Source organism: Dyadobacter sp. CY323 (assembly GCF_021390245.1).
Lineage (GTDB): Bacteria > Bacteroidota > Bacteroidia > Cytophagales > Spirosomataceae > Dyadobacter.
The window spans coordinates 57,028-69,235 of sequence record NZ_JAJUXH010000029.1; the positions used below are offsets into that span (position 1 = coordinate 57,028).

The window sequence follows — 12,208 nt, forward strand, 5'->3', positions numbered from 1 at the left end:
ATGCTTCGGGTGTTTCTTAAATTTGGGTCATAGTCGCTCCATTATTTTCATTACGACCTCTTTTTATAATTGCCCAGCTGAGAAATAAAACAAAGGGTAAAACGGCGATTATACTGATCAGACAGGCCAACGGTCGATTGATCCAGGAAAAACTGGGACCGGGGTTTGGCATGAATAGGAACTATCCGTCTGAGTCATTTGAAATACGGGTTTTATACGAAAGTTATAACCCGACAACTCCGACTAATTATATCGATTTTGTAAAAGATCAAATTAGGAAAAGGGTCATAGCAAGAACAAAATACATTACCGGCGCTAATTCCAGATCGCCATTTGAAAAACGCTGCTTAATATAAATCGTATCACTATTGGAAGTATTTATCGAAAAAGTATCGATAAATGTGTCGCTATAAGCCAAATTCAGTAACTATATCTGGATCACTCCAACCTAAGATTATCCACAGGATTAGAATTGGCAGCCTTCATAGTTTGAGAAAAGACGGTTGTCAGTCCAAGGGATAACACGAAGGCTAGGCTTATGACAATTTCAAAGGCACCAATGGGTGCGTGATAATACTGTGCCTCACTCAGCATCAACTCCATTAACAGGTATACGCTTGGAATAGCGAAGATACCGGCGATGGCCAGCAAGACAATGAATTCCTTGGATAGCAGGTAAACCAGGCTTCCCGAAGACGCACCCATCACCTTCCGGATGCTCACCTCTTTCACCCGGTTTTTGATCGTAAACACGACCGTCCCCAATAGCCCCAGGCACGCAATAGTGATGGCTAACACTCCCATGAATCCCCACAACTTCATAATTTGGTTGTAAAACGAATAGCTATCGCGGATCTGGTCTTCGAGGAATTCGGCTTTAAACTTTTCACCTTTCGCGATAGATTTCCATGCTGATTGCATTTCCAAGAAAGCATGGCGCTCGTTGGTTGATTGAAGGTGAAAATTTGCATAGTTGAATTTCTCGGGCGCATATTCGAAAAAAAAGTTTCCAATAGGTGATTGCAGGCTAGCGTAGTGGAAATCTTCCAAAATACCTACTACTCTCACTTCTCTTTTATCTGGAAGGATGACCACCTGACCGAGGGCTCCGGAAGCGTCCGGGCTCAGTTTTTTTGCAAATACTTTATTGATGATGATCCAACGCGCGTTTTCGCCTGCGTTTTTGCTGAAGTTCCTTCCGAGCACAAAATGCAGGCCCATGTTTGTAATAAAGTTTTCATCGATGGCCATCGTGCGCGCGTCTATGGAATCTGAATGGGCCACCTGCTTCACGTGCAAGCCCGGTACCTTTCCGGCTCCCAATGGATGCGACGACATAGAGATCAGGGGAACGAAGGAAAGCTTGCCAAATTCATTTTTGACCAATTGCGGATCAGCCTGTTGGAGATCAACATTCAGTATTTTCTCCTGGTCAAATCCGAAATCATAATTGATGGAGTACTGATACTGTTGCCCCATAATCAACACGGCAAAAGTAAAACCAAGAGACAGGATGAATTGTAGTGTAATCACAAGCTTACGTAACGAGAACCGGCCGCCCGTTCCTGTTTGCAGTTCCCTCCCTTTCAGTGCAAGGACAGGACCGGTCTTTATAAAATGAAGTGCCGGAACAATGCCAGAAATAAAGCCAACAAGGATCCCCAAAGTGACGAAACCGGCAAACGTCCCCAGGGTAGGATTCAGATCGATCCAATCAAGTTCGGTGGTAAGCGACAGTGTTTCACCCCGAATGATCTCAAAGAAAAAATACGACAGTGTCACAGCCAGCAGCATAATGATTGTGCTTTCCATCACAAACTGCATAAAGATATGTCTCTTCCGTGCACCCATCACCTTACGCACACCGATCTCTTTCATCCGTTTGAGTGACAGGGAGATCGCAAGGCTAACATAGTTGCTGCACGCTGCGAGCAATATAATCATGGGTAGAACACCCATCAGCAGTATTTCCTGATAGCTCCATTCGTTACCCATGTCGTTGTCGAGCTCAGGACCGGGAACAATCTTATCGAACCGCTGAAGTTCGAACGAAGCCTGGAACTCAGGTTTCGTATATTTTTCTTTTGCAATGCCATTGAGGAACGCTTCAATAGTGGAGGGACTCAAATTGTCAGAGAGTTGCAGATACGCGTATGAATTGTAGAAATTATTCCAATTTTTTTCGTCGTCAGTAAAAGACGCACCATGATGAGATGCGAGCGTGGCGAATGAGACCAAAGCTTCGGTCCTCAGGTGCGAGTTCTTCGGCATGTTTTTCGCTACACCTGTGACCATCACTTCACCATATGGCTCTATGGATAAAAGTTCGCCCATCGGGTTCTTTTTCCCAAAAATCCTGGTAGCTGCTGCCTCGGTAATAACCATTGTATTAGGGTTTGCAAGCGACGTCGCAGCGCTGCCCTGCAGCAGTGGAAAGTTAAACATCGAAAGATACGCTGCATCCACAAAGTACCCGTTTAAAGGAATTTTGATATCTGCATAACGAACATCGCGGGGAAGCGACTGGTGAATACGAACAACCTCTTCCACACCGGTGAAATTGGCTTTCAGAAGTTGAGCAGCACTGATAGGCACGGATGCGAACGACGGGTTCTCATGCCGATCCCGAACGTGAGTGATTACCCGGTATATGTGCTCTTTATTCGGATGAAAGTTGTCGAACTGGTACATGAACACGATCATGGCAACGAACAGCAGGTTGAGCGACATGCCCAGTGCCAGGCCAAAGACATTTAAAGTCGTGAAGAATGTGTTTTTCGACAGGTTACGAGTAGCAGTCTTGAAATAATTTGCTAACATATCGAGGTTGAAGAATGCTAATGACGGAGGTGATGAATTTTGTCTGGTAACAATGGATGGCCGTACCAGCCCCAGTACTTCTCTTATATAAAAATAGTTTGCTTTTTTAAGACCGAAACGCTTTACACGTAGTGCATACCGTTCATGAAGATCACCCATTACCGTTTCACGGATATGTGGAGCACATATGCGCATGGCAATGCGATTCAGCCATCTGGGTGGAGTTGGTGTATTAGGCGTTGTTTGCTTGGTTGCCATAGAGCGGATGGGAAAAGTCTTTAAGCAAGGTCGAGACCTATTTTAGATAAAACCTCGGGTAAAATTCGGTCCCATAAATTATTACGTATGGTCCTGGTTTCTGTCAAAGTGCGGACTCCAAAAGCAGTTATTGTAAAAATTCTCTTTCTGCGTCCTCCACGTTCAGGGGTTGCCTCTCCGAATGCGGAATTCAGATAACCTTTATCTTCAAGTCGTTGCAAGGCAGCGTGCACCGCTCCGGTGCTCACAGCGCGGTTTGTTTCCTTTTCCAGTTCATCGGCTATTACTGCTGCATATGCCCGGGGTGACAGCGCAGCAACCGCAAGTAGCACGACCTCTTCAAATTCACCCAGATCACTTCGTCTCATAAGGAATCGTCTAAAACCATTTTTATATTATCTATTTCTGTATATAAAATACATACCAGATTAAAAAAGTTCTCAATTTAACCTCCCACGGCCATTATTAAATTTGCTCGTGATAATCAATGTCCATTTTCGAACAGAAGCTGCACGTCTTTGAACACCAATCAGAGTAAAGCCAATTTAATGCACAACATTTACCAAATCCATATCCCTATTCAGGATTTGACGAAACGTTCGAATATGCGGTGGATGGTTATGTAGGCGATGGACACAGTCTCACGTTCGAGGTTTACCTGAGAAAGAGCAACGCGCTAATTTTGCGCAGGGGAGATGCACTTTCAAGTTTTATAAGATGTTTAAATGAAATAAAAACTGCGGAGTTGTGACAAATCCAGTCCGTCAACATACTAATAGTCGAAATGACCTTGAAGCTTACTACTTATGTCTCTTGAAAAGGATTTCATTATAACCATACAGCATCATTCTGGGATCATCAATAGTATTTGTGGCAATTATTTTCCCAAATCCGATGACTTCAAAGATGCGAGGCAAGACGTTATTTTACAACTCTGGCGATCTTTTCCAACATTTCGAGGTGGGTCAAAGATTAGTACCTGGATTTACAAAGTGGCCCTCAATACTATTTTAGCTAAGAGAAAAAAGGATTACAAACTTGGTGCAAATGAGCCTATATCGCAGGCACACCTTGACCAAATCTCTTCTGGTGCTGATCTGACTATGGATGATATACAGGAATTCTCCTGGCTAATTAGTAAGCTTGATGATTGCGACAAGGCAATTGTTATGCTCTTGATGGAAGGATACCTCAATAAGGAAATTGCTGTGATACTTGATTTGACTGCAACTAGTATAAGCACAAGGGTAAATCGTCTGAAGCATAAACTCAAAAACCGTTATCTCAATGAATATCACTGACCTAAAGAGTGCCTGGGAACATCAAAAAGAATATTTTGAGAACCAGATAATTACTGAAAAAGATATTTTATCTGTGATAAACCAGGATTTGGGCAAACAAGTGAAACTTCGGCGACTCCTTTACAACGGGCCGCTATTTCTGTTTTTGTTTTTCTTTTGTCAAGCCTGCTAATGCTAAATTACATTATATGGGATATCCGGCCGGAAGTGTTCCCCTGGATAGGCATACCGCGTTGGTATGGGGTCTTTTGGGCAATAGGCATCTTCCTTGGCATTTCCATTGCAGGCTATATCTTTAAAATCGAGAAGCGTAACCGTAAGGAAATAGATGAGCTTACCGTCTTTCTAATCGTAGGTACTTTGGCCGGTGCACGCCTGGGACACATTTTATTTTATGACCCAGTACACTATTGGCAGCATCCAATCGAAATATTACCTGTTTCATTGAATCCGTCGTTCCATTTTACAGGTCTTGCAGGTTTGGCAAGCCATGGAGGCGGACTTGGGCTGATCACTGCAGCGTTTATTTTTTCCAGGCGAAAAAAAATAGATTTTCTTTGGCTTTTGGACCGAATTGCCGTTGTCGCGCCATTATGTGGCGCTTTTATCCGTTTAGGCAATTTGATGAATTCAGAGATGATCGGCATTCCATCCACGATGCCCTGGGCATTTGTCTTCACAAATATTGACGTGGTCCCAAGACACCCGGCTCAACTGTACGAAGCGATTTATTGTGGCTTTCTGTTCGTGCTGGTCTTCTATTTATGGCGCAGCAAACGCAACGAATGGAAAAATGGAACACTGTTTGGCGTGATGGTATCCATTCTTTTTTCATTACGCTTTTTAGATGAGTTTCTTAAAGAAAATCAGGAAGATTTTGAGAACAACATGATGCTCAATATGGGGCAGATACTTAGCATTCCGTTTATTCTAGTGGGACTGCTTTTCATAGCTGTTCAGCTCTACAAGCCTGGTCATGCGACTGGTCCGATCCGTAATGAGTAGGGGCTATTGTCTCACCTTCGAACGTTTTAAGAGAAATACTATTTCAAACGGTATTCTTCGAATTTACATGATAATTTCCGTAGACTTTGGTAAATTCATTACCTCAGGTTGATTACGGGCAAGAGACATTACCTGGTAAATTGCATCTAAATATTTATCGACCCGCATTCCATCTATGAAACCATAGTCACAGCTTGAAAGGCTTATTTTGCGGATGGCACTTCCTGCTGATACCTTAACATCACAAAAGAATTCATGCATTCCATTACAGTCAGGTTCAGGTTTGAAATCTTCCTGTAATGTCAATAAGCCCTTTTTAGAAAGGACGTTATAAATAGCAAGTTTCTCTTGGGGAGTTAACGAAAACTTGACTGTATGGACTTCTCCATCAATCCTTTCTGTGAACACACCAGCCATTAGTTTTATTTGAAGGCCACTTTGATTTTCCTCAATAACGATTTCAAAATCCTCGGGGACAGCTGTTTTATATCCATCACCGCAACATGTTAGCGCTAGACATAGACCAATTACAAGAATTTCTTTCCGCATATCGTCGTGGATTTTAGTGCAAATTTTTTGGCTATATGTAGATCATATACCTTTTTTGCCACTAATGTATAAATTACTTATATATATGCAAGATCCAGTTTTATAGATTGGTCCTATGAGTGGAGCGTTTTCTGAGAAAGGCCTTCTATCAACTTTGGATGTTGGGCCATATATTCGCATATCGACACTAAAACCTTTTTCATGCGACTAATCGTAATCTTGTTCGCCCTCTTTTATTGCGCTCCATGCTTATCACAGAATACTAGCTTGGATTCTAATGTCTTGATCGAGTTGAAACGCTTGAAAATATCTGGACTAGCCGTTGCTAAGGTACACGAAGGAAAAGTTGCCTGGTCAAAATATTACGGATACCAAAATTTAGAAAAACAAATCCCGGTAACCGAAAACACGATTTTTCAAATAGCCTCTTTATCAAAAACTGTAACTGCAGCTGCGGTAATGCAGCTAGTTGGGCAGCATACCATTTCACTCGACGATGATGTAAACGGCTACTTGCCTTTTTCTGTAAGAAGCGCATTACATCCTAAACGACCTATTACTTTTAGGCAGTTATTAAGGCACAGATCGTCAATAAGTGACAATATGGACTACCTTCTTCCATTTTGGGCTGGCGAATATAAAGGCCCAACAATCAAGCTGGAAGCATTCCTGCAAAATTATCTTGTCGTAGGAGGTTCAGCCTATCAAGGTTCAAAAAATTTCATTCAGCAAGCGCCCGGTGACAAGTTCGAATACTCGAATATGGGATATGCACTTCTTGGTTATCTCGTTGAAAGGATCTCGAAGATGCCCTTTGATAAATATTGTCAAATGTATTTATTTGCCCCCCTGGAAATGCACCAAACTAACTGGTTTCTTGATGATATTGATCCAGGTAAGCTTGCAATCCCCTATACCTTTTCTGATTCGCTGGAGGCCTTCCAAAAGCAACAACAGAGTACTTTCCCTGATTATCCTGCTGGCCAACTACGTTGTAACGTAGCTGATCTGGCTAAATTTCTGGCATGTTGGATTAACGACGGTAAGTTTAATGGAAAGGCCGTCATAGATAGTATAGCTGTGCAAACACTTACACCCAAGGATATGAGCCTGGGCTATCACACCTGGTTTTTATATCTATTGAATACGGAAACGCCCATGTACAGCCATAACGGACATAGTCCCGGTGTCTCCACCTATATGTTGTACGATCCATATTCTAAAAACGGGCTGGCTATTCTTATGAATGGTGACCTTTCGTCCTATGTGGATTGGCGAAAACTAATCGGACTTCTTTATACTAATTGAGGATAGACCGGGACCAATGGATACTATACTCACTCGTTCAACCTCCCTGCGGAATAACGGCCTCGGTCATCTTAATCCTGAACTCTGCTTTTATTTTCTTGACCAATATTGGCGCGGGACATGCTCCCTTCCGGAGGTAAAATGTGCCCGTGAGGCTTCCCCGAACATATATTACGCCCTTGACTTCCTCAAAATTGGCAATTTTAACCGCCCCTTCTGAAACGCGTGGTACGATGGGTCTGCATTCAAAGATCTGGGAAACCCAACCGCCGGCACCTGCGTAATCTTCCGCAAATTCCGACCAGGCATCCTTGCCTGCATTTGGCCCGTAAGGGTAGCTGCGGGCCGGATTGGTAAAATCAACTGCATTAAGTATAATGTGCAGCGACTGGTCCGGATTTTCATTGTAACCGCTAATGGTTAATACATTCTTCGCTTTGGCACACGACAAGGTTTTCCATTCAAAAGGGACTCCATCAAATTCTCCCGTGAAATAGTCCTTGCCGATCAGGATCTTTTTTAGCAGTATCAATTTTTTTGGAGATGATTTGAATGTGACTTCTGCAACAACGGTCACGGGATTGTTGGGCGGATAGCTGGCAGGGGCTGTGAAAGTTGACCGGTAATAGTCAGCCTCTTTAATTTCTTCTTTCGCTCCCGGAACGATCTGCCCATTGCTGCTCCCACCAAGTACCGACCACTTCACGGCCTGTATTTCCAATTGCTCTTTTTGCTGGTTTCCCATTCCTATTGGTACAATAAATACCGGATTTTCAACGGCGAGCTTCAAAGAGCCGCCCAACTCAACGTAACTCGGGCCCTGAGATCCGCCTTCAAAGTCAATAGCAGCAAGCTGATTCGTTTGGAAGACCGTCCAGTCACTGAAATGTGGCATTGGTACTGCGATTTGGCCCGCAAGGGTATCTGCTTTGGCTCCCGCCGCCAGGTACCATTTTCGTTCGTGGTCTTGAAATGCAACCTGGATAACCCCGGGATCATTACTCATTAGTCTTTTTTTATCATAGGAAAACGTTAGCATTGCAGGCTTTGCAAACTGGGTTCCGTCGGGCGAAAACCGGTAAGCATGCCCCATCCCGCCTGGAAGTTGGTTGGTGACCGGCTGAATGGTGATCGTCGTTGATTTTGTCAGTGCCCCGGCCGGGATGGTCAATTGCACATTACCGTCGTAAGAGGTGATTGTGCCTCCTTCCATGCCAATGCTTTTGCTGGCTGCCTGGCCGGTGGGTTTTCCTGGGTCCGTAACAGATGGGTCTGAAATAGGGGCAATGGAAGTATTCTCTTTGTCTTTACAATTCAGCATACAGATTGCTAAAAAGCAGCAAAATAGCATGTTGCAGACTTGTCTTGATAATAGATTTTTCATGGCTATGGATTGATAAGATCGTTGTTTACTGGTTCAAGGGATTCTTGAATGCAAAACAAGCTTAATGGCAGGTGGGGGAGGCTAGTATTTTACGCCATTCATGTCGCACTTTACGCCAATCCGGAGTTTAGGCAAAAGCAACAGCAGTAGTTGTGACGGATATGCGCAGATTGTTATTTGAGGCTGAGCTTTTTCTGGGCGGGGCTGGTACTTGTCCAGTTTTTGAATGCGCGGTGAAAAGCGCTGGGTTCAGTATAGCCAAGTACTTCGGAAATGGCGTGAACAGTTGCATTTGTATTCTGCAGCAAATTTAAAGCCAGGTCCTGTTTCATCTTGATCCCCAGAGACCGGTAACTCTCATCCTCTTGCTGCAACTTTCTTTGGAAAGACCGCTCGCTCATATTCATTTGTGCGGCGATGATTTCCAGAGGAGGGATTTTGCCATAGAAATCCTGGATAATTGTACTTCTGACCCGATCCGTAAACTGCTCTGGCTGGGTTAAGCTCGAATATTTCTCCCGCAGCGTCTGGGCGAAAGTAGCATAAAGAGACTCATCGTGACCTACCAGCGGCATTCCAAAAAGTTCCTTACTGAAAGTCAAGCGGTTTTTATCACTTCCAAGTTTAAGAGGGCATTGAAACGCCTTTTCATACGGTGCTTTTAAAAAAACCTCATCAGACGTTAACTCGGCTAAAACGGGGTAAATGTGCTGTCCGGTAAGAATGTTGATGTAGCTCAGCGCGCCCGCCATCGCAGAGTCCAGGGCCTGCCTGGCAGTTTCGGGTGAGGCGTGCCACCATAGCGGATTAATGGAGAAGGTGAGCTCACACTGTTTTCCGGAAACAAACTCGTAGGTGATCCAGCCGGAAACGGTTTCTTGATACCGATCAATTTCATTCAGTGCATCCTTAAAAGTTTGGCAACTCTGCATGAGGTAACCCAGCAGTCCAAACGCCGAGGGGTTACTTTTCAGTCCCAGATGCAAGCCAAATAACGGATCCTTTGTAGAAGAAATAACTTCGGCCCATAAGTTAATTACCGGCCTAACTCCTTCAATTCGCTTTTCTCCATTGCTCAGGTCAGCTGGCACGATGCCTAAAGACTCGCAAAGCCGGTTGAGATTTCCACCATTTTCGCGCGCAGCGTACATGATGTTTCTCAAGACACGAATCGTCGTATACATGTCGGTTGAGGGGTGAGCATGATCAAAGGATTTCTGGCAAAAGTACGAATTTCTCCGTCTTGCCGCAGAAAATGATCAATGCCTTTTCGCAGGCAGTGTGGGAATGGTTATCCCGGTTGTTGCGGGTATCACCAACTTTTTGTTGACTTTTAAAACGGCGTGGTTAAAGATTGCTTCATGTAATCTTCTAAAAACCCCATTGCTGCGCCCAGGCCTGAGATTTTTAATATTCTCGGAAAAAAGTAAACTTTTTTAAGGGTAACAGGAATTTTTTGCGTCAGCATTATTAACCAAAAGTGACATAGGTCGGATAAGATTTTCAGTGGGCTCCATGGATATGCAAAACACTTCACCTCAGTCTACAACCCTCATTTCTGAAAACGGCACGGCTTCAAACGGAGCGCCGTCCTGCGATCCGCTATGGGAAGCGCTGAAAGGAGGAAGCTGCACTGCTTTTGAAAAGATCTTCCGTCACCATTATCCTTCTCTGCTTCATTATGGTCTGAAGTTTCATAAAGACGAAGAGGAGGTTAAGGACTGCATCCAGATACTTTTCCTGAATATCTGGGAAAGAAAAGAGTTCCTTGGTCATTCTGACTCTATTCGAAACTACCTTCTTGCATCTTTGAGAAGACTTATCTTAAAGAGGATCAAGAACACTCCTTATTTCGTCGAGATGGATGGAAACGATTCGGGGTTTCACATCGAATTGTCCGTAGAGTCCCAGATGATCCATGATCAGACTTTAAAGGAAAATGTGCTGTCGCTGCAAAATGCAATAGAGCGTCTTCCTGACCGTCAGAAGGAGGCACTTTACCTGAAATTCTATAGTGACCAGTCGTTCAGTGAGATAGCCTCTGTGATGAACATTTCAACGCGTGCGGTTTACAAGCTTATTTATAAAGCACTGGATTCCCTGAACGTGGAGCTCGTTCCCCAAACCCGCAGTGTCTCATTTGTCATTAGCTTCGTCCTCTCCATGCTCTATTCAGCCGGTGAACTTTTCTGTTCCGAGATCGCCCCAATACTTCTTTTAGCTGAATAACCTCAAAAATAAATCTCTAAACCATTAATATTCAGATCGTTATAATTCTATTGAAAAAAATATAACGATTTCCTAAAAAAAAGTAATTTGCAAAGGGTCACTTCGTGCCCTAACTAGCTTTATTTAATTGTAGAATAAATATTATCCTGTTGGAAAACAAATACCTTTCCTACCAGTGCAATGATTTTGTAACAGACGATGAATTTCGGGCCTGGCTAAAAGGTGATGCCCCGGAAAATAATCATTTGTGGGAGACGTGGCTTGCGGCTCACCCATACTGCAGGATAGAGGCAGAGAAGGCCAGGAGCATAATACTTGCCCTGCACTTCCGCGAACAGAATGAGCAAACAATAGATACGGATCTTCAGTGGAAGAGGCTGGAAGCTGCCGCGATCGGAATGGACACTGAAAATCTATTGAGCATTGAGAGGCCAAAAAGGATCTTTTCTCTTTTTAAAGCACTCGCCGCAGCTTCCGTCATAGCGGTTCTGTTTTTCGCTGGTTATCACTTTATGAGCTCCCGGCAGAAGGTTCTCTCAATGGCGCGGGTAGAGAAAAAAACGGGGAATGGTCAGCAATTGGAAGTGTCATTGCCTGACGGTACAATCGTTAAACTGAATGCAGGATCTATTCTCTCATTTCCAAAGGAATTTAATGACACTCTTCGAGAGGTTACCTTAACCGGCGAGGCTTTCTTTCAGGTTGTAAAAAACGAAAAATCACCATTTGTTATTCATACAGAAAAAGTCACAACCAGAGTCCTTGGGACTTCATTCAACGTGAGTGCTTATCCTGAAAATCACCAAGTACAGATTGCCGTTGTTGAGGGAAAGGTAAAAGTGCTCGCTTCCGAAATACAGAGTATTGACAAAAAGAGCGTATGCATCATGAAAAGTGAGATGGTGACATTCCAAAAGGTTCAGGGAGCGCTGATCGTAAGTGGCTATGATGAAAAAGAGCAGATAGGATGGAAGGACGGCATTCTCCATTTCGAGAAATCAGACTTTAACGCAACGCTCGCCAAGCTCGAGAGGTGGTACGGAGTTAAGTTTCAGGCGTCGGCAAAGACAAAAATGGATCAGACCTGGAGATTCAGCGGCAAGTTCAAGGATAAACCCCTTGAGTATGTCCTGGGCGTGATGAGCTATCCAAACCAGTTTACCTTCAAGATTAGTGACGACATTGTTAATTTAGACAACCCTTAATAGATGCAGGCTGATACAAGCTAAAAAAAACCGGTAATCCATGGATTACCGGTTCGCAAACCAGACTTAACCGATCGCAAGAGTTGGCGCTCAATCAGAAAACGGGGACAGTCGGCTGTAATGAATAATTAAATTCAAACCTCTAAGAT

At 43.7% G+C, this 12,208-nt stretch carries 10 protein-coding genes; 5 read left to right on the plus strand and 5 right to left on the minus strand.

Translation table 11 applies throughout. The features are described from left to right. Positions 1-438: 438 nt before the first annotated feature. Both LZG72_RS26985 and LZG72_RS26990 read right to left on the minus strand, forming a co-directional pair. Entirely contained in the window at positions 439-3,078 is a 2,640-nt protein-coding gene (locus tag LZG72_RS26985) for an ABC transporter permease (protein ID WP_255701124.1), read from the minus strand. Between the two features lie 20 nt (positions 3,079-3,098). Further along, positions 3,099-3,446, minus strand: a complete 348-nt coding sequence (locus LZG72_RS26990) for a PadR family transcriptional regulator (protein ID WP_233878266.1) — start codon at positions 3,444-3,446, stop codon at positions 3,099-3,101. A gap of 438 nt (positions 3,447-3,884) precedes the next feature. On the opposite strand from LZG72_RS26990, the gene LZG72_RS26995 reads away from it, so the two are divergent. Beyond that, on the plus strand, positions 3,885-4,379 hold the full coding sequence (locus tag LZG72_RS26995) for an RNA polymerase sigma factor (RefSeq protein ID WP_233878267.1): 495 nt from the start codon (positions 3,885-3,887) through the stop codon (positions 4,377-4,379). A 171-nt stretch (positions 4,380-4,550) separates the two neighbouring features. Beyond that, on the plus strand, positions 4,551-5,384 hold the full coding sequence (gene lgt, locus LZG72_RS27000; protein ID WP_233878268.1) for a prolipoprotein diacylglyceryl transferase: 834 nt from the start codon (positions 4,551-4,553) through the stop codon (positions 5,382-5,384). 63 nt (positions 5,385-5,447) lie between these two features. Here the strand turns inward: lgt and LZG72_RS27005 are convergent, their stop codons facing one another. Then, a complete protein-coding gene (locus LZG72_RS27005) occupies positions 5,448-5,933 on the minus strand; it encodes a hypothetical protein (RefSeq protein ID WP_233878269.1) in 486 nt (161 codons plus the stop codon). Positions 5,934-6,215: 282 nt separating this feature from the next. Here LZG72_RS27005 and LZG72_RS27010 point away from each other — a divergent pair, with 282 nt between their 5' ends. Further along, on the plus strand, positions 6,216-7,241 hold the full coding sequence (locus LZG72_RS27010; RefSeq protein WP_233878270.1) for a serine hydrolase: 1,026 nt from the start codon (positions 6,216-6,218) through the stop codon (positions 7,239-7,241). A 37-nt stretch (positions 7,242-7,278) separates the two neighbouring features. Here the strand turns inward: LZG72_RS27010 and LZG72_RS27015 are convergent, their stop codons facing one another. Next, positions 7,279-8,625 (minus strand): hypothetical protein, encoded by a 1,347-nt coding sequence (locus LZG72_RS27015; RefSeq protein ID WP_233878271.1) that lies wholly within the window; start codon positions 8,623-8,625, stop codon positions 7,279-7,281. A 173-nt stretch (positions 8,626-8,798) separates the two neighbouring features. Continuing rightward, on the minus strand, positions 8,799-9,809 hold the full coding sequence (locus LZG72_RS27020) for an AraC family transcriptional regulator (RefSeq protein ID WP_233878272.1): 1,011 nt from the start codon (positions 9,807-9,809) through the stop codon (positions 8,799-8,801). Positions 9,810-10,146: 337 nt separating this feature from the next. Here LZG72_RS27020 and LZG72_RS27025 point away from each other — a divergent pair, with 337 nt between their 5' ends. After that, complete coding sequence (locus LZG72_RS27025) at positions 10,147-10,854, plus strand: RNA polymerase sigma factor (protein ID WP_233878273.1); 708 nt, start codon at positions 10,147-10,149, stop codon at positions 10,852-10,854. A gap of 149 nt (positions 10,855-11,003) precedes the next feature. After that, a complete protein-coding gene (locus tag LZG72_RS27030; protein ID WP_233878274.1) occupies positions 11,004-12,059 on the plus strand; it encodes a FecR family protein in 1,056 nt (351 codons plus the stop codon). The last annotated feature ends 149 nt before the right edge of the window (positions 12,060-12,208 follow it).